Source organism: Streptomyces sp. NPDC055189 (assembly GCF_053606765.1).
Genome location: NZ_JBSGSG010000012.1, coordinates 1 through 16,963, shown reverse-complemented (window position 1 = coordinate 16,963; position 16,963 = coordinate 1). Strand labels below are relative to the sequence as shown.

At 71.9% G+C, this 16,963-nt stretch carries 15 protein-coding genes; 9 read left to right on the top strand and 6 right to left on the bottom strand.

The window, feature by feature from the left end:
- Positions 1–75 precede the first annotated feature (75 nt).
- The 3 genes from ACWFR3_RS11570 to ACWFR3_RS11560 all read left to right on the top strand — a co-directional run bounded on the left by ACWFR3_RS11570 (position 76) and on the right by ACWFR3_RS11560 (position 2,383).
- Complete coding sequence (locus ACWFR3_RS11570) at positions 76–684, top strand: RNA polymerase sigma factor (RefSeq protein ID WP_453734374.1); 609 nt, start codon at positions 76–78, stop codon at positions 682–684.
- The gene (locus tag ACWFR3_RS11565; protein ID WP_453734373.1) at positions 677–1,546 is read left to right on the top strand and encodes a hypothetical protein; all 870 of its coding nucleotides are present in this window, start codon (positions 677–679) and stop codon (positions 1,544–1,546) included. Before ACWFR3_RS11570 ends, ACWFR3_RS11565 begins: the two co-directional genes overlap by 8 nt.
- Before the next feature lie 108 nt (positions 1,547–1,654).
- Positions 1,655–2,383 (top strand): hypothetical protein, encoded by a 729-nt coding sequence (locus ACWFR3_RS11560; RefSeq protein ID WP_453734372.1) that lies wholly within the window; start codon positions 1,655–1,657, stop codon positions 2,381–2,383.
- 111 nt (positions 2,384–2,494) lie between these two features.
- Here the strand turns inward: ACWFR3_RS11560 and ACWFR3_RS11555 are convergent, their stop codons facing one another.
- Positions 2,495–3,841: a serine hydroxymethyltransferase gene (locus ACWFR3_RS11555; RefSeq protein WP_453734371.1), complete on the bottom strand. Its 1,347-nt coding sequence runs from the start codon at positions 3,839–3,841 to the stop codon at positions 2,495–2,497.
- A 277-nt stretch (positions 3,842–4,118) separates the two neighbouring features.
- On the opposite strand from ACWFR3_RS11555, the gene rocD reads away from it, so the two are divergent.
- Positions 4,119–5,321, top strand: a complete 1,203-nt coding sequence (rocD, locus tag ACWFR3_RS11550; protein ID WP_453734370.1) for an ornithine--oxo-acid transaminase — start codon at positions 4,119–4,121, stop codon at positions 5,319–5,321.
- Positions 5,322–5,371: 50 nt separating this feature from the next.
- Here the strand turns inward: rocD and ACWFR3_RS11545 are convergent, their stop codons facing one another.
- The gene (locus ACWFR3_RS11545) at positions 5,372–8,806 is read right to left on the bottom strand and encodes an AfsR/SARP family transcriptional regulator (protein ID WP_453734369.1); all 3,435 of its coding nucleotides are present in this window, start codon (positions 8,804–8,806) and stop codon (positions 5,372–5,374) included.
- 212 nt (positions 8,807–9,018) lie between these two features.
- Here ACWFR3_RS11545 and ACWFR3_RS11540 point away from each other — a divergent pair, with 212 nt between their 5' ends.
- Positions 9,019–10,083, top strand: a complete 1,065-nt coding sequence (locus tag ACWFR3_RS11540; protein WP_453734368.1) for an NADP-dependent oxidoreductase — start codon at positions 9,019–9,021, stop codon at positions 10,081–10,083.
- Positions 10,084–10,123: 40 nt separating this feature from the next.
- On the opposite strand, the gene ACWFR3_RS11535 is transcribed toward ACWFR3_RS11540, so the two are convergent.
- The 3 genes from ACWFR3_RS11535 to ACWFR3_RS11525 form a co-directional block, all read right to left on the bottom strand.
- Positions 10,124–10,909: an SAM-dependent methyltransferase gene (locus tag ACWFR3_RS11535; protein WP_453734367.1), complete on the bottom strand. Its 786-nt coding sequence runs from the start codon at positions 10,907–10,909 to the stop codon at positions 10,124–10,126.
- Between the two features lie 80 nt (positions 10,910–10,989).
- Positions 10,990–12,180: a glutathionylspermidine synthase family protein gene (locus tag ACWFR3_RS11530; RefSeq protein ID WP_453734366.1), complete on the bottom strand. Its 1,191-nt coding sequence runs from the start codon at positions 12,178–12,180 to the stop codon at positions 10,990–10,992.
- 32 nt (positions 12,181–12,212) lie between these two features.
- The gene (locus ACWFR3_RS11525) at positions 12,213–12,635 is read right to left on the bottom strand and encodes a hypothetical protein (RefSeq protein ID WP_453734365.1); all 423 of its coding nucleotides are present in this window, start codon (positions 12,633–12,635) and stop codon (positions 12,213–12,215) included.
- A 129-nt stretch (positions 12,636–12,764) separates the two neighbouring features.
- On the opposite strand from ACWFR3_RS11525, the gene ACWFR3_RS11520 reads away from it, so the two are divergent.
- Positions 12,765–13,616: a hypothetical protein gene (locus ACWFR3_RS11520; protein WP_453734504.1), complete on the top strand. Its 852-nt coding sequence runs from the start codon at positions 12,765–12,767 to the stop codon at positions 13,614–13,616.
- Between the two features lie 111 nt (positions 13,617–13,727).
- Here the strand turns inward: ACWFR3_RS11520 and pdxR are convergent, their stop codons facing one another.
- Complete coding sequence (gene pdxR, locus ACWFR3_RS11515; protein WP_453734364.1) at positions 13,728–15,167, bottom strand: MocR-like pyridoxine biosynthesis transcription factor PdxR; 1,440 nt, start codon at positions 15,165–15,167, stop codon at positions 13,728–13,730.
- A 47-nt stretch (positions 15,168–15,214) separates the two neighbouring features.
- Between pdxR and ACWFR3_RS11510 the strand changes: the two genes are divergently transcribed.
- The 3 genes from ACWFR3_RS11510 to ACWFR3_RS11500 are packed head-to-tail and all read left to right on the top strand — an operon-like array spanning position 15,215 to position 16,919.
- Positions 15,215–15,721 (top strand): carboxymuconolactone decarboxylase family protein, encoded by a 507-nt coding sequence (locus ACWFR3_RS11510; RefSeq protein WP_453734363.1) that lies wholly within the window; start codon positions 15,215–15,217, stop codon positions 15,719–15,721.
- Positions 15,718–16,194 carry a carboxymuconolactone decarboxylase family protein gene (locus tag ACWFR3_RS11505; protein ID WP_453734362.1) on the top strand — a complete coding sequence of 159 codons (477 nt, stop codon included), beginning with the start codon at positions 15,718–15,720 and terminating at the stop codon, positions 16,192–16,194. The genes ACWFR3_RS11510 and ACWFR3_RS11505 overlap by 4 nt, the downstream gene beginning before the upstream one ends.
- On the top strand, positions 16,191–16,919 hold the full coding sequence (locus ACWFR3_RS11500) for an isocitrate lyase/PEP mutase family protein (RefSeq protein WP_453734361.1): 729 nt from the start codon (positions 16,191–16,193) through the stop codon (positions 16,917–16,919). Before ACWFR3_RS11505 ends, ACWFR3_RS11500 begins: the two co-directional genes overlap by 4 nt.
- The last annotated feature ends 44 nt before the right edge of the window (positions 16,920–16,963 follow it).

Here is a 16,963-nt window from a genome sequence, read left to right as displayed (position 1 = left end):
GGCACTTAGATCCGGTCAGGCGATCCGGTCGTCGCGAATGCGGAACCGATCCCGGCCGGCCGGTGTATCAAGAGTGTGAGGGCACAGGGGGAGGTCCTGGAGGGGGGCCGCGTCGTCGACGAGGGTGCGGTGATCGCGCGTGTGCGCGCCGGGGAGGCGGAGGCGTACGCGGAGTTGGTGCGCGCTTTCACCGGGCTCGCGCTCAGGGCGGCCGTGGCACTCGGGGCGGGAGCGGACGCGGAAGACGTGGTGCAGCAGGCCTTCTTCAAGGCTTACTGCTCCTTGGGGCGGTTCAAGGACGGCTCGGCGTTCAAGCCGTGGCTGTTGTCGATCGTCGCCAATGAGACGAGGAACACAGTGCGTTCGGCGGTCCGCCAGCGGTCGCTGGTCGGACGCGAGGCCGCACTCGCCGAGGCCGACCCGCTGATACCGGAATCGGCGGACCCGGCGGTGGCGGCACTGGAGGACGAGCGCAGGACGGCTCTCCTTGCCGCCCTCGACCGGCTGAGCGAGGACCACCGCATGGTCGTCACCTGCCGCTATCTCCTGGAGATGGACGAGGCGGAGACCGCCGAGGCGCTGGGCTGGCCGCGGGGCACGGTCAAGTCCCGGCTGAACCGCGCCCTGCGGAAACTGGAGCGGCTGCTGCCGCAGGGGCCGGGAGGAGGTGACGGGCATGAGTGAGCGTGGCGACGGATTGGGCGACGGACGGGGCGAGAGCGGTGCCGGGCAGGCCGGACGCGACAGCGCCCGTCGGCTTCCCGTCGAACTGCGGGCGCTCGGCCGGTCCCTCGAACCACCGGGGGCCGACGGCGCCACGATGGCCGAGCGGGTCATCGCGCAGATCATCGCCGAGTCGGTGCCGGTCCCGGTGGCCGAGCCGCCGGGCCGGCTCTCCCGTCTGCGGTCCTGGCTGCGGGGCCGGTGGCGGGTCCTGGTGGCGGCGCTGTGCGGGCTCCTGACGGCGGCGGTGCTCACCCCGCCGGTGCGGGCCGCGGTCTTCGAGTGGTTCGACTTCGGCGGGGTCGAGGTGCGGTACGACCCTTCGGCGTCCCCGCCGGACAAGGCCGGTGTGCCGGAGTGCGGCGGCAGCACGGTCAGCCTGTCCGAGGCCGGGCGCCGGGCGGGGTTCGTGCCGACGGTGCCGGACGTTCTCGGCACGCCGGACGCGGTGGCGGTGACGTGGGAGCCGGGTGCACGCGTCCTGGTCACCCTGTGCTGGCGCGAGGAGGGCCGGACGGTGCGGCTCGACGAGTTCGCGGCGAGCCTCGACCTCGGATTCAGCAAGACGGTGCCTGAGCAGCCCGACTGGGTCCAGGTCGGCCCGGAGACGGGGCTGTGGTTCGCGCGGTCGCACAGGCTCACGTTCTGGATGGCGGAGAGCGACGGCGACCGGTGGACGCGCTCGGAGCGGACGGCCGGGCCCACGCTGCTGTGGACGCACGGCCCGGAGCTCACGCTGCGCCTCGAAGGCGTCGCGTCGAAGGAGCGGGCGCTGGAGATCGGGAAGTCGATCGCGGTTCGGTCGGACGGATCGGGAACCTGAGCGGCCCGGGCGGTGTACCAGAAGTGACGCGGTGCGGACGACTCGCGCCGGAGAGTGACTGGGGGCTCGGACATGCGGATGCGGACGGCAAGGGGAATGTGCGGGTCGGTGGCGGGGCTCGCGGCCGCGCTTGCGCTGGTGGTGATGGGAGCGCCGCGGGCGGTGGCGGGCGGACCGACGAGCGTCCTCGTGGTCTCGCCGGAGAGCGGGCAGAGCACGGCGCTCTATGTGAGCGACAAGGAGTACGGCGAGCTGGAGCGCTGTCTCGGTGAGGTGGGCGAGGGGCGGCGCGAGCAGCCACCGGGCCTGTCCATGAGTGGCGACAGCCGTCAGATCAACGTGACGTGGATGGTCCACGACGTGATGCCGTGGCGGGTGGACCGGGCCTATCCGGTGGTCTCCGGCTCCAAGGACGGCGAGAAGGCCAAGACCGTGTGGATCCACACGACGACGGACGTCGAGTCGATGACCGGCGCCTGGCACAAGGCGAAGGATCCGGCTCGTCTGACGGCACTGTTCAAGAAGCTCGGAGTCATGGGCGCCCCCTCGGACGACGGCAATCAGGCGATAGCTCCCGACTCGGACGGGGCGGGCTCGACCCCGCCGTCGGCGTCCACTCCGACGGCCGGGTCGGAGCAGGCGGCCTCCGGTCGGACCGACGGCACGCCGGGCGACGGCGGCACGGACTGGTGGTGGGCGATACCGGGCGCCGCGGCAGGGGCTGCGGGAGTGCTGCTGCTGCGGGGGCCGCTCGCCGAGCGCCGTCCGTTCCTTGCCTCGCTGCGCGGGCGGCGGCCTCATGAGGACGGGCCGCGGCAGGAGTTGAGGGACCTGTGACCTGTGCGGGCCCTGGCCGCCCCCGGCCGTCGAGCTGACCGGCCGGGGTACGGCTGTCCGGGCGCGGCGGCCGGGGTGCGGCGGCCGGGGGCGGTCGCCCGGACCGGCGGGTCAGTGGCCCGGCAGGCCCGGAGCGGGGTGGGCGGTCATCAGGTCGGCGACCTCGGAGCGGATCTTCGTCAGGGCGTCCTCGTCACCGGCACGGGCCGCGGCGACGCCTCGGTCGATCCACTCGGCGACGGTCGGCATGTGCTGCGTTCCCAGGCCGCGGGAGGTGAGCGAGGGGGTGCCGATGCGGACGCCGGAAGGGTCGAACGGCTTCCTCGGGTCGTACGGCACGGTGTTGTAGTTGACGACGATGCCGGCCCGGTCGAGGGCCTTGGCGGCGACCTTGCCGGGGACGTCCTTGGGGGTGAGGTCCATCAGGATCAGGTGGTTGTCGGTGCCGCCGGAGACCAGGTCGAAACCGCGGGCGAGCAGGGCTTCGGCGAGGGCGCGGGAGTTGGCGACGACCGCGTGGGCGTAGTCACGGAAGGAGGGCTGCGAGGCCTCGTGCAGGGCGACGGCAATGGCCGCGGTGGTCTGGTTGTGCGGGCCGCCCTGCAGGCCCGGGAAGACCGCCTTGTCGATGGCCTTGGCGTGCTCCTCGCGGGACATCAGCATCGCGCCGCGCGGGCCGCGCAGGGTCTTGTGGGTGGTCGTGGAGATCACGTCGGCGTGCGGTACCGGCGAGGGATGGGCGCCGCCCGCGATCAGTCCTGCGATGTGCGCGATGTCGGCGACCAGGACGGCCCCTGCCTCGTGGGCGATCTCGGCGAAGGCGGCGAAGTCGATGGTGCGAGGGAGGGCGGTGCCACCGCAGAAGATCAGCTTCGGGCGTTCCTTGAGCGCGAGGTCGCGCACCTCGTCGAAGTCGATGCGGCCCGTGTCGTGACGGACGCCGTACTGGACGCCGCGGAACCACTTGCCCGTGGCGGAGACGCCCCAGCCGTGGGTGAGGTGACCGCCCATGGGGAGGGCCATGCCCATCACGGTGTCACCGGGTTCGGCGAAAGCGAGGTAGACGGCGAGGTTGGCCGGGGAGCCGGAGTAAGGCTGCACGTTGGCGTGCTCGACGCCGAAGACGGACTTGGCCCGGGCTACGGCGAGGCGTTCGACGGGGTCGATGTTCTGCTGGCCCTCGTAGTAGCGGCGGCCCGGGTAGCCCTCGCTGTACTTGTTCTGCAGGACCGTGCCGGAGGCTTCGAGGACGGCGGTGGAGACGTAGTTCTCGCTGGGGATCAGGCGCAGGGTGTCGGCCTGGAGCTGCTCCTCGGCGGCGACGAGCGCTGCCAGCTCGGGGTCCTCGGCGGTGAGCGCGGGGTGGCTGAGGGTGTCTGGCGCGTCCGAAGGATTCGGGGATGCGGGAGAAGAGAGGCCCGAGGGGTTCGGGGAAGCGGGAGAAGAGGGGTGGGTCATGGCGTCCTCCGGGGCGAGCGGTGTGTCCGGTCGTGGGCCCGGGGTGCCGATGGGGTCTCCCCTGGTCGAGCGGAGTCGAGACCTTGGGGAAGGTCGGCACCTCGAAGGTTTTGCCTCGCACGGCTTCCTCGGGGTTCGTTCCCCGTACACCAGTCGCCGTGCTGTCGAGACGAGCCTAGCGGGCACGCCGGGTCGGCGGGTTTCCTCGTCCACGATCCGAGCGACGATAGAAATGGGCGCCACACCCGCCCCCCGCCGCAGGACGAACGGAGACCCCGTGTCGACTACCGAAGAGTTCATCACCTCGGCCGAAGCGCACAGCGCGCACAACTACCACCCCCTGCCCATCGTGGTCGCGTCGGCGGAGGGTGCCTGGATGACGGACGTCGAGGGACGCCGCTACCTCGACATGCTCGCCGGATACTCCGCGCTGAATTTCGGGCACGGCAACCGCCGCCTGATCGACGCGGCCAAGGCGCAGTTGGAGCGGGTGACCCTCACCTCGCGGGCCTTCCACCACGACCGCTTCGCCGAGTTCTGTACGCGGCTCGCGGAGCTGTGCGGCAAGGAGATGGTGCTGCCGATGAACACCGGGGCGGAGGCCGTGGAGACGGCCGTCAAAACCGCCAGGAAGTGGGGGTACCAGGTCAAGGGCGTGCCCGACGGGCGGGCGAAGATCGTGGTCGCGCGCGACAACTTCCACGGGCGGACCACGACCATCGTCAGCTTCTCGACGGACGCCGAGGCGCGGGCGGACTTCGGCCCGTACACACCGGGCTTCGAGATCGTTCCGTACGGCGATCTGACGGCGATGCGCGCCGCGGTCACGGAGAACACCGTGGCCGTGCTCCTGGAACCGATCCAGGGTGAGGCCGGGGTTCTGGTGCCGCCGGCCGGATATCTGGCGGGCGTAAGGGAGTTGACCCGCGAGCGGAACGTCCTCTTCATGGCGGACGAGATCCAGTCCGGGTTCGGCAGGACGGGGAAGACGTTCGCGTGCGAGCACGAGGACGTGGTGCCGGACGTGTACGTCCTGGGCAAGGCGCTCGGCGGAGGCGTCGTGCCGGTGTCCGCGGTGGTGGCGGACGCGGATGTCCTCGGGGTCTTCAAGCCGGGTGAGCACGGATCGACGTTCGGCGGCAATCCGCTGGCGTGCGCGGTGGCCCTCGAGGTCGTCGCCATGCTGAGCACGGGCGAGTTCCAGCAGCGGGCCACCGAGCTCGGCGAGCATCTGCACGCCGAGCTGGGGCTGCTCACCGGCACGGGCGCGGTCACGCAGGTGCGGGGCCGCGGGCTGTGGGCGGGCGTCGACATCGAGCCGTCGTACGGCACGGGCCGGGAGATCTCCGAGAAGCTGATGGCACGCGGTGTGCTGGTCAAGGACACCCACGGCTCGACGATCCGGATCGCTCCGCCGCTGGTGATCAGTAAGGAGGACCTGGACTGGGGGCTTGATCAACTGCGGTCTGTGCTGGCTTAGTTCGCTTGGTTCGCTTGGTTCGCTTGGTTCGCTTGGTTCGCTTAGTTCGCTTAGTTCGCGGCGAATTCCGCCGGGTTCGGGGCGGGGGTGTCGTGGCCGCGGGTGTACGCGGCGCCGTAGCCGTCCTCGCCGAGGGCCGTGCGGGAGCGTTGCTCGGCTCGGTCGACGTCGTGGCGTTCGGCGGGCGGCAGCGGGCTGCCGGTGGCCTCGCGGAGGGCTGCGGCGGTGCCGAGCAGTTCGGCGGCGCGGGTGTGGTCGTGCGCGAGGGAGCGGGCGCCGGCCAGGCCTTCGAGGGCCAGGGCGACCGCGCGCTCGTCGCCGGTGCCGCGGGCCACGGCGAGGCCCTCCCGGTGGAGTTCCTCGGCGCGTGCCGCGTCACCGCGCTGTTCGGCGATGTAGCCGAGCTGGGCCAGGATCAGGGCGGTGCCGGACCGGACGCCGAGGCGGCGGTTCCAGGCGAGCCAGGGCAGGAGGTACTTCTCGGCGGTGTCGAGGTCGCCGAGGCGGCGGGCGCCGATGGCGAGTCCCGTCTCGGCGAACTGTTGGGCGGGCCCGTGCGAGTGCTGTGCGGCTAGGCGTGCGGCGCGCTCGTGGAAGTCGGTGGCAGCGGCGTCGTCACCGGTGAGCAGGGCGATGCGGCCGAGGCGTGCGAGGCGGAAGGACACCTCGGTCCACAGCTGGAGCTCCTCCGCGCCGCGCATGCCGTCGCGGTGGAGCCTGGCGGCGGTTTCGTAGTCCGCGGCGATCTCGGCGAGCACGCCCAGCTGTTCGGAGGCCTGCAGCTGGCCCCAGCGGTCGCCGAGTGCGTCGAAGAGCGCGGCGCTGGCCTCGGCGTCGCGGCGCAGGGCCACGAGGTCGCCGCGGTAGAGGGCGCGCGTGGCACGGGTGCTGAGGGTTGCGGCCACGCCCCAGCGGTCGTCCGCCTCGCGGAACTCCTCCAGGAGCGCGTCGACCCGGAGGTCCTCGTTCTCCGTGCGGTCGAATCCGCTGCGGGCGTGGGCGAGGAGCCAGCGGGACCGGGGGTCGGCGGCGGTGTCGGCACCATCGGCGGTGTCGGCACCATCGGCGGTGTCGGCACCATCGGCGTCGTAGGGAGTGTCGTACGGGGTGTCGTAGGGAGTGTCGTCGCCGGTGAGTAGCGCGAGGGCGGCGTGGGCCGTGCGGGCGGAGGCTCGTGCCTTGTCCGTCTCCGTTCCCGTCGCCCTCTCCGTTCCCGTCGCCGTCGCCGTCGCCGGTGGCAGGCTCAGGGCCAGGGTGAGGGAGCGTTTTGCTTCGCCGAGGCGGCCTCGCAGGAACCAGTACCAGGTGCAGTGGTTGGCCAGGAGCAGCGTGAGGGCGGAGTCGCCGTCGGCCGCGGCCCAGTCGAGGGCGGCGCGGAGGTTGGGGGCCTCGGTGTCCAGGCGGTGCAGCCACTGCTGCCCGTGGGGGCCGAGGAGGTGCGGGGCGGCGTGTTCGGCGAGACCGGCGTAGTGGTGGGCGTGACGGCGGCGCACGGCCCGCGTCTCCCCCGCCGCTTCGAGCCGTTCGAGGCTGTAGGCGGCGACGGATTCGAGCAGGCGGTAACGGACGCCATCGGTGCGATCGGATCCGGGTGCGGTGGCGAGGAGGGAGCGGTCGACGAGGCGGGTGACGAGGTCGATTACGTCCGCGTCCGCCTCGCCCTGGGCGGGGTGCGGCGATGCGCTGCCCGGCGACCGGGGGTCTCCGTACACGGCTTCGGCTGAATCCAGGTTGAAGCCCCCACTGAATACGGCGAGTTGGCTCAACGCACCCTGCTCCTCCGGGGTCATCAGCTCCCAGCTCCAGTCGATCATCGCGCGGAGGGTGCGCTGCCGGGCGGGGGCGTCCCTGCGCACCTGGTTGAGCAGCCGGAACCGGTCGTGCAGCCGCTCGGCGAGTGCGTGCACGCCGAGGGCGCGTACGCGGGTGGCGGCCAGTTCGATCGCGAGCGGGATGCCGTCGAGGCGGCGGCATATGAGGGCCGCGTCCGGGGTGCTGTCCGCATCCAGTACGAAGCCCGGGGCAGCGGCGGCGGCCCGCTCGGCGAACAGCTTCAGGGCTTCCTCTTCCGCGAGCGGCGCGACGGCTTCCAGCGTCTCGCCGGAGAGGGCGAGGGGCTCCTGGCTGGTGGCGAGCACGTGCAACTCGGGCGCGTGCCGCAGAAGTTCCGAGAGCAGGGCGGCCACGGGCTCCAGGACGTGCTCACAGTTGTCGAGCACGAGGAGGGTGCGGCGGGGCGCGAGAGCGCGGGCGAGGAGTCGCACCAGGGTGGGGGCAGGGGAGGGACCCGTGCCGGGGTCGGAAGCGGGGCCCGTCCCCGGAGACTCGTCGTGGAGGAGGGAAGGGTTGTCGCGGATGCTCAGGGCCGCGGCCACTGTTTCGGCGACGTTGGATTTCGTGCCGGCCAGTTCCACCAGCCAGATGCCCTCCTCGAAGTCGTCCGCGAGGCCGGCCGCCGCCTCCAGCGCGAGGCGGGTCTTGCCGACGCCGCCCGGGCCCGTCAGGGTGACCAGGCGCGACGCTCCGACCAGCTCCCGGACCCGGCCCACCGCGTCATCGCGGCCCACGAGAGCGGTGACAGGGGCGGGCAGGTTCGTACGGGAGCGTGGGCCAGGGTCGGGGCGGGGCGACGCCCCCGATATCGCCGTCTCCGGCGAGGCCGGCCCGGGTGAGGCCGCCCCACGCGGGACCGCCCCCGGCGAGGCCAGCTTCGGGGACTGGCGGAGTATCGCCTCGTGGAGTGCCGTGAGTTCCGGGCCGGGGTCGATGCCCAGGTCTTCGGCCAGGCCCTCGCGCAGGTCACGGTAGGCGTCCAGCGCCTCCGTCGGGCGCCCCGCCAGATACAGCGCCCTCATGTACGCGCCCCGCAGCCTCTCCCGCAACGGCTGCTCGGCCACCAGGTTCGCCAACTCGTCTGCCAACGAGCCGTGTTCCTCCGGTCCGGGAATGTCCAGGCGCAGTTCCGCCCGTACCTCCTGAGCCGTGAGCCGCTGTTCTTCCAGGCGGGCCACCGCCGCCCGCGCGAACTCCGCGTCGCGGAAATCCGCGTACGCCGGTCCGCGCCAAAGCGTCAGCGCCTCCGAGAGGAGCGAGATCCTCGTACGCGGGTCAGGGGCTTCGTCCGCGTCGTACGCGCGTGAAGACAGCGCCACGAACCGGGCCGCGTCCGACAGCTCCTCCGGCGCCACCCCCGCGGGCGCCCGCAGCAGATACCCGGCAGGGCCGTACGCAACGAGTTCACGCGCGCCCGGTTCAGCCTTCTCCAGGGCCCTGCGCAGTTGGGAGACCTTGGTCTGCAGGGAGTTGGCTGGGTTGCCCGGAAGCCGTTCGCCCCACAGGCCGTCGACCAGGACATCCGCGGGGACCGGACGCCCCTGGTGGATCAGCAGATTCGCGAGCAGGGCACGGACCTTCGGCTCGGGAACCGGGACGACCGCACCGTCCGCCGTACGCACCGTCAACGGGCCCAGCACCTCGAATCGCATGCCGCCACGTTAATGCGGACGGCGGTGTCCTCCCCCAGCAGCTGTGCGTGGGAGGGCCGCTGGCCGCTGCCGTGCGTCAGCCGTCAGTGGTTCGTGCGCGCCCCCCGGCACTGTGGCTCCCGTGACCAGGACAGCTCGGTCACTCGGTCACCCGATCACTCGGTCACCGGGTCATACGGAACCAGCCCCACCCCCCGAAAGGACAACCCACCATGTCCAGCCCCACCAGCCCCACCAGCCCCACCACCCCCACCACCCCCGCCGCCCTCACCACCCCCACCACCTCCCGCGAGATCCGCCTCGCCGCCCGCCCCTCCGGTGAACCCACCTCCGTCGACTTCGAGTTGGCCACCACCCCCGTGCCGGAGCCCGCCGAAGGGCAGATCCTGGTCCGCAACACCTGGATGTCCGTGGACCCGTACATGCGCGGCCGCATGAACGACGTCCCCTCCTACATCCCGCCCTTCGCGCTCGGCGCCGCCCTCGAAGGCAGCGCGGTCGGCGAGGTCGTGGCGTCCCGCGCCGAGAGCGTGCCGGTGGGCGCGACCGTCACGCACTTCCTCGGGTGGCGCGAGTACGCCGTACTGGACGCCGCCACGGCAACCGTCATCGACACCACGCTCGCCCCGGCCTCCGCCTACCTCGGCCCTCTGGGCACCACCGGCCTGACCGCGTACGCCGCCCTCACCCGCACCGCGCCGGTCCGTGAAGGCGACACCGTCTTCATCTCGGCGGCCGCGGGCGCGGTCGGCAGTGTCGCGGGGCAGCTGGCCCGCGAGCTCGGCGCGTCCCGCGTGATCGGCTCGGCGGGCGGCCCCGCGAAGACGAAGAAGCTGCTCGACACGTTCGGCTACGACGCCGCCATCGACTACCGCCGGGGCGGCATCCCCGAACAGCTCGCCCAGGCGGCCCCCGACGGCATCGACGTCTACCTGGACTCGGTCGGCGGCGACCACCTGGAGGCCGCCATCGGCGCCATCCGCACCGGCGGCCGTATCGCCCTCGTGGGCGCCATCAGCGGCTACAACGCCACCGCGCCCGCCCCCGGACCGAACAACCTCTTCCGTGCCGCCACCCACGAGGCGACCCTGCGCGGCATGCTCGTCAGCAGCCACTTCGACCTGTTCCCCGAGTGGATCGGCAGGGCCGCGGGCCTGCTCGCCGACGGCACCCTGCCCAATGAGCAGACCGTCGTCGAAGGAATCGAGCAGGCACCCGGCGCCTTCCTCGGCGTGCTGCGCGGCGCCAACACCGGCAAGATGCTCGTACGGCTCTGAGCCCTCGGCCGACCGTGAGCCCACAACCGGCTGTGAGCCCTCAGTGCTTGACGCCGACTCCGCCGAACATGGCCACGTCCTCGACGTCCGCCGCGTCCTCCGCACGCCAGCGGTTGCACGAGACCACCCCGGGCTCCAGGAGCTCCAGGCCCTCGAAGAAGCCGGTGACCTGCTCGGGCGTGCGCTGCGTGAGCTTGGGCGTGCCGTTCTCGTTCCAGAACGCCACCGCCTCGTCCACGTCGGGCATCGCCGGGCTGGTGATCGTGTGCGAGAGGACGAGGTGGCTGCCGGCGGGCAGCGCGTCCAGCAGGCGGCGCACGATGCCGTACGCCTCGGAGTCGTCGTCGATGAAGATGACGACTCCGAGCAGCATCAGCGCCACCGGCTGGTCGAAGTCCAGCGTCTTGGAAGCGTGTTCGATGATCGTCTCGACATTGCGCAGATCCTCGTCGAGGTAGTCGGTCCTGCCCTCGGGGGTGCTGGTGAGCAGGGCGCGCGCGTGGGTGAGGACCAGCGGATCGTTGTCCACGTAGACGACGCGGGTCTCGGGCGCGAGCCGCTGGGCGACCTCGTGGGTGTTGTCGGCGGTCGGAAGTCCGGTGCCGATGTCGAGGAACTGCCGGATGCCGCACTCGGTCACGAGGTGGCTCACCGCGCGCCCGAGGAACTGCCGGTCGGCGAGCGCGTAATCGCCGATACCGGGGTGCAGCGCGCGGATCTGGTCCCCGGCGGCCTGGTCGACGGCGTAGTTGTCCTTGCCGCCGAGCCAGTAGTTCCAGATCCGGGCCGTGTGAGGCTGCGTGGTGTTGATCCTGCTGTCGGACATCTTCGCTCCGCCTCCGAGTGCGTCGTCTCGATCAAACGGCAGCGTACTAGGGGCATTTGGGCCATGCCCCCAGCCGAGCATCAGAGGATCACGTGCGGCAGGAACCTCGCGTACTCGTCCGTGATCAGGCCCGACGACTCCCGGATGCCGAGCCCCGCCGCCTCGTTCTCGACGACCCACGCTCCGAGCACCACGCGGTTGCCGTCGAAATCGGGCAGCGGCGCCAACTCCTGGTAGCAGCAGGGCTCCTCGCGTACGAGCGTCTCGGTGCCCGGCGGATGGATCGTGACTCCGGCGCCCTCGCGGCCGAGGAGCGGCTTGGCGACGTAGCCACGCCCGGTGGCGAGCTCCCGCGGGCCGTCCAGGTAGGCGGGGAGGAGGTTCGGGTGGCCGGGGTAGAGCTCCCAAAGGACGGCGAGTAGCGCCTTGTTGGAGAGGAGCATCTTCCAGGCGGGCTCGATCCAGAGAGTGGAACCGGTGCCGCCGCCGTTGTCGAGGGTCTCCAGGACGTGCGGGGCGAATCGGTCGGTGGTCAGCCACTCCCACGGGTAGAGCTTGAAGCAGCCGCGGATGAAGCCCAGCTTCTTGTCGACGAAGCGCCGCGAGAGCCGGTCCCAGCCGATGTCCTCCATGGAGATCGCCTCGGTGGCGAGCCCGGCCTGCTGCGCGGTCTCGCGCAGGTAGGCGACCGTCATCAGATCCTCGCCGAGTTCGTCGCCCGCCGAGTGCGCGAAGTACAGCGGACCGCCGGGCGGAAGCAGCGGTGCCTGCTTCTTCCAGGCGTCGACGAGACGTTCGTGGAGGGAGTTCCACTGGTCGGCGCCGGGGAAGCACTCCTCCATCCAGAACCACTGCGGGCTCGCGGCCTCGACCAGGGACGTGGGGGTGTCGGCGTTGTACTCCAGCATCTTGGCCGGGCCGCCGCTCCTGCCGTCATAGTGGAGGTCGAACCGCCCGTAGAGGGAGGGCAGTTCGGCGCGGCGGCGCCAGGCCTCGGTGACCGCTTCGGCCACTCGGGGGTCCGTGATGCCGAGGTCGGCGAGGCGGTCGTGCTCGACGATGTGCTCGGCTGCCGCGAGGCACATCGCGTGGAGTTCCTCGACGACCTCTTCGAGGGCTTCCACCTCGGGCAGCGAGAAGACGTAGCAGGCGGACTCGTCCCAGTAGGGGCGCAGGGAGTCGTCGGGGTAGCGGGTGAGGGGGTAGATGAGCCCCTGGTCCTCGACGGTCTGCTGCCAGCCGGGGCGGGGGGTGAGGGTGCGGCGTTCCATGGTCTCGGGCCTCGGGTCCTCTCGCTTCCGGCTCAGCCGCCGCCGCTGCCCGAGCAGCCGAAGCCGTCGCGGTCGACTGCCTCGCTGCGACTGAAGGTGCCGTAGTCGGCGCGACGGCCGTCGATGTCGGCGTCGTAGTACCAGTCGGCGTCCACGCGGCCGGACTTGCCGGTACCGGTTCCCGTGCCGGTCCCGTAGGAACTGCCGCTCGTCTTACGTCCCTTGCCGGACGAGGAGGACGAGCCGCTGTTGCAGTTCTTGTCGGCGACGATCTTGTAGCCGGTGAGGGAGTCGTAGCTGTCGCGGTCCACGCATCGCTTGTCCGGTTCCGAGCCGCACGAGGTCAGGGCCGCCGCGAGGACGCCCATTCCGCCGAGAACGACCGTGCTGGACCGCAGCCTTCGGCGCGGCGGCTTCTGGTCGGTCTCTGGCTGCTGTTCTTGCTCCACTGCCATTGTTCTGGCGCTCCCCCGTTGTCGTGTACGTGATCATCGATCAGTTATCAGCGTAGGTAAGTGTTCGCGCGCCGCGCCAACCGGCTCCGCGGAAACCCTCTCCTCTACAGTCACTTCGTGTCTCTTGGGATGATTTGCGCACTCGGTTCAGCGGTCTGCTTCGGTACGGCCTCCGTCTTCCAGGCGATCGCCGCGCGCGCCACCGCGCCGGGCACGGGCTCCGGCGTCGACCCCGCGCTGCTGCTGCGCGCGGTGCGGCAGTGGCGGTACGTCGTCGGGCTCGGGCTCGACGGGCTCGGATTCCTGCTGCAGATCGTGGCGTTGCGCTCCATCCCGATCTACGCGGTCGGGGCGGCGCTCGCCGCGAGCCTCGCCGTTACGGCGGTGGTGGCCTCGCGGCTGCTGCGGGTGCGGTTGAGCGGGGTGGAGTGGGGAGCCGTGGGGGTGGTGTGCGCGGGGCTCGCGATGCTGGGGCTCGCTTCGGGGGACGAGGGGGAAGGTGTCGGGTCGACGACTCTGCGGTGGGTGATGTTGGGCGTGGCGGTGGGGGTGCTGGCCCTCGGGGCTGTGGCGGGGCGGTTGTCCGGGCGGGGGCGGGCGCTGGCTCTGGGGCTCGGGGCGGGGTTCGGGTTCGGGGTGGTGGAGGTGGCGGTGCGGCTCATCGACGAGGTCTCGCCGGGGGCGTTGGTTCGTAACCCGGCTTCTTATGCCTTGGTGGTGGGCGGGGGTGCGGCGTTTCTGTTGCTTACGTCCGCCTTGCAGCGGGGGTCCGTCACCACCGCTACCGCGGGGATGGTGGTCGGGGAGACGCTTGGGCCTGCGGTGGTGGGGGTCGTCTGGCTGGGAGATCGGACTCGGGAGGGGTTGGAGTGGCTCGCGGTTCTGGGGTTCGTGGTTGCTGTGGTGGGGGCGTTGGCGTTGGCGCGGTTCGGTGAAGCGCCGGCTCCTGCGGAGGGCGGGGCGGTGGGAGGGGCTCGGTAGGGCTGTCCCTGCGGGGCATTCCCCAAGCCCGCCCCTTCCCGAAACCGGGGCTCCGCCCCAGACCCCGTACAAGATGGCCTCAAACGCCGGCCGGGCTGAGATAACCAAGCCTCAGGGCAACACCCTGCAAAGCGCCTCCAACGCCCCCGCCCACGCATGATCCGGCGGCGTCCCGTACCCCACCACCAGGGCGTCCCTATCGGGGAGGCCCGCTGCCGCGGGGTGGCGGAAGCTCGCGAGGCCCTGGACCCCGAGGCGTTGCCAGCTGGCTGCCTGGACCACCGAGCGCTCCGTGCCCGGCGGCAGTTCCAGCACCGCGTGCAGACCCGCCGCGATACCGGAAGCCCGCACCTCCGGCGCCCGTGCCGCCAGCGCCGCGACCAGTTGGTCCCGCCGGCGGCGGTAACGCAGACGCGCGCCCCGCACATGCCGGTCGTACGCGCCCGACGTCATGAACTCCGCCAGCGTCAGCTGGTCCAGCGCCCCGCAGGCCCATTCCGCGCCCCCCTTCGCCTCGACGACCTCTGCGGCGATCGGCGCGGGCAGGACCATCCAGCCGAGCCGAAGCCCCGGGGCCAGGGACTTGCTCGCCGTGCCGAGGTAGACCACGCGGTCGGGGTCCAGGCCCTGGAGCGCGCCCACCGGCTGCCTGTCGTAGCGGAACTCCCCGTCGTAGTCGTCCTCCAGGATCAGCCCGTCCGCGCGCCGCGCCCAGTCGACCGCGGCCGCACGCCGGTCGGGGTGCAGCGGAACCCCCATCGGGAACTGATGCGCGGGCGTCAGCAGCGCCACCTTCGGCGCACCGGAGCCCGCGCTGGAGCCCGCACCGGAACCCCCACCCAGCTCCACCGTCGACGTGCCGAGTTCGTCGAACGGAAGCGGCCTCGTCCGCAGCCCCGCCCGCTTCAGCAGATTCCAGTGCACGTCCAGGCCGTACGACTCGACCGCCATCTCGCGCAGGCCCCGCGCCCGCAGCACACCGGCAAGCAGCATCAGGCCCTGCGCGAACCCGGCGCAGACGACGATCCGGTCCGGGTCCGTGTGCACGCCCCGCGCGCGGGCGAGGTAGTCGGCGAGGGCGGTACGCAGCTCGATGCGGCCTCGCGGGTCGCCGTAGCCGAACGCGTCGTTCGGGGCGGCGGTCATGGCCCGGCGGGCGGCCTTGAGCCAGGCGGCGCGCGGGAAGGAGGCCAGGTCGGGGGTGCCCGGCTTCAGGTCGTACGTGGGACCGCCCGCGGCCCTGCGGCGCGGTGCGGGTCCGGCGGGGCGCGACACAGCGCGTTCGGCTACGCGGGTGCCCGAGCCCTGGCGCGCGGTGAGCCAGCCCTCGGCGACGAGGTCCCCGTACGCGTCGGCGACGGTGTTGCGGGCTATGCCCAGGTCGACGGCGAGGGTGCGGGACGAGGGGAGGCGGGTGCCGGGGGGCAGTCTGCCGCCGCGCACCGCCTCGCGCAGGGCGTCCGTCAGGCCCTTGCGTACGCCTGAGTGCGTCGCCTCACCGGCCGTGTCCAGGTGGAGGTCGACGCCCAAAGTGGCCCACGATTCTTCCATGGGAATGGACCATACCTGTGGGCTACTCCAGTCGTACGGTCGATGGCATGACGACGAACGAGAACACCCCCGCACCCGAATACCTCCACGAGCACACCCCCCGCCTCGACTGGCACCAGCTCGCGCCCGACGTCTTCAAGGCGATGGTCCGGCTCGACGCGGCCGCCCGTAAGGGCGTCGACCCGGTGATCCTCGAACTCGTCAAGATCCGGGCCTCGCAGATCAACCACTGCGCGCTCTGCGTCGACATGCACAGCAAGGACGCCCTCGCGGCGGGCGAGAGCGTGGAGCGGATCATCCAGCTCAGCGCGTGGGAGGAGTCGCAGCACTTCTACACGGCCAGGGAAGTCGCCGCGATCGAGCTGACCGAGGCGATCACCGTCCTGACGGACGGCTTCGTGCCGGACGCCGTGTACGAGAAGGCCGCGGCCCTCTTCGAGGAGCAGGAACTGACGCAGCTGATCGCCGCGATCACGGTGATCAACGCCTGGAACCGCTTCGGCGTCTCCACCCGCCAGGTGCCCGGCCACTACAAGGCCGGAGACCACAAGTGAGCGCCCGCACCTCCCACCTCGACAAGGGTTTCGGGACCGCGCTCGCCGCGCTGGGCGCGACGGCGAAAAGAGGGCTCGGCGACCCCGTGCTCGCCGAGCTCGTGATGATCCGGGCCTCGCAGATCAACGCGTGCGCGTTCTGTCTCGACATGCATGTGGACATCGCCTTGAAGAACGGCGAGACGGCCAAGCGGATCGCGCTGCTCAACGCCTGGGCGGAGGCGGGCCCGGTCTTCAGCGAGCGCGAGCGGGCCGCTCTCGCGCTGACCGAGGCGGTCACCGTCCTGACTGGGGGCACCTCCCAGGCTTTCGGCTCTGGGGGAGGGTTCGTGCCCGACGAGGTGTACGAGAGCGCGGCCAAGCACTTCGGCGAGGCCGAACTCGCCCATCTCATCGGGGTGATCACCGTCATCAACAGCTGGAACCGGGTGATGGTCAGCCGCCGCACCGAGCCGGGAGGGTACGCGCCGTGAGCCTCGTCGACGGCTTCCGCTCCCTGCACCACGGGCGCGCGCCCGGTGACCCGCTGGTCCTTCCGGGGCCGTGGGACGCGGCCAGTGCGCGGGTCTTCGTGGACGCCGGGTTCCCGGCCCTCGCGACGCCGAGCGCGGGGGTCGCTGCGTCGCTCGGGTACGCGGACGGTGAGGTGCCGCCGGACGAGATGTTCGCGGCGGTGGCCCGGATCGTACGGTCGGTCGGCGGGGCCGTTCCGGTGTCCGCGGACATCGAGGACGGCTACGGCCTGCCGCCCAAGGAGCTGGTGGAGCGGCTCCTGGAGACGGGCGCGGTCGGCTGCAACCTGGAGGACTCGTCGGGCGGGGCCCTGACGGATCCACGCGAGCAGGCGAACCGGCTCGCGGAGGTACGTGCCGTGGCGGGCGACCGGCTGTTCGTCAACGCCCGCGTGGACACGTTCGTCCGGGGCGACGGAGATCCGGCGCGGGCGATCGAGCGGGCCCGCCTGTACGTCGAGGCGGGCGCGGACTGCGTCTATCCGATCCTCGCGCCGCCGGAGGTCCTTCCACGGCTGCGGGCGGGCATCGAAGGTCCGCTCAACATCGCCGCGAAGCCGGAAGGACCGGCCGCCCTGCGGGACCTCGGCGAACGGGGCGCCACCCGGATCACCTTCGGGCCCGGCCTGCTGATCCGTGCGACGGAAGCGCTGCGGGAGATCGCCGGGAGCCTGAAGCAGACGTAAGCAGACATGACGGTGCCGGGTGTCCCGCGCGATTCGCGCGGGAC

Bases quoted from the DNA above. Each gene is read 5' to 3' on its own strand.
- ACWFR3_RS11565 (WP_453734373.1), top strand. From the start codon at position 677: ATGAGTGAGCGTGGCGACGGATTGGGCGACGGACGGGGCGAGAGCGGT.
- ACWFR3_RS11555 (WP_453734371.1), bottom strand. From the start codon at position 3,841: ATGACCCACCCCTCTTCTCCCGCTTCCCCGAACCCCTCGGGCCTCTCT.
- ACWFR3_RS11545 (WP_453734369.1), bottom strand. From the start codon at position 8,806: ATGCGATTCGAGGTGCTGGGCCCGTTGACGGTGCGTACGGCGGACGGT.
- ACWFR3_RS11540 (WP_453734368.1), top strand. From the start codon at position 9,019: ATGTCCAGCCCCACCAGCCCCACCAGCCCCACCACCCCCACCACCCCC.
- ACWFR3_RS11535 (WP_453734367.1), bottom strand. From the start codon at position 10,909: ATGTCCGACAGCAGGATCAACACCACGCAGCCTCACACGGCCCGGATC.
- ACWFR3_RS11530 (WP_453734366.1), bottom strand. From the start codon at position 12,180: ATGGAACGCCGCACCCTCACCCCCCGCCCCGGCTGGCAGCAGACCGTC.
- ACWFR3_RS11525 (WP_453734365.1), bottom strand. From the start codon at position 12,635: ATGGCAGTGGAGCAAGAACAGCAGCCAGAGACCGACCAGAAGCCGCCG.
- ACWFR3_RS11520 (WP_453734504.1), top strand. From the start codon at position 12,765: ATGATTTGCGCACTCGGTTCAGCGGTCTGCTTCGGTACGGCCTCCGTC.
- pdxR (WP_453734364.1), bottom strand. From the start codon at position 15,167: ATGGAAGAATCGTGGGCCACTTTGGGCGTCGACCTCCACCTGGACACG.
- ACWFR3_RS11510 (WP_453734363.1), top strand. From the start codon at position 15,215: ATGACGACGAACGAGAACACCCCCGCACCCGAATACCTCCACGAGCAC.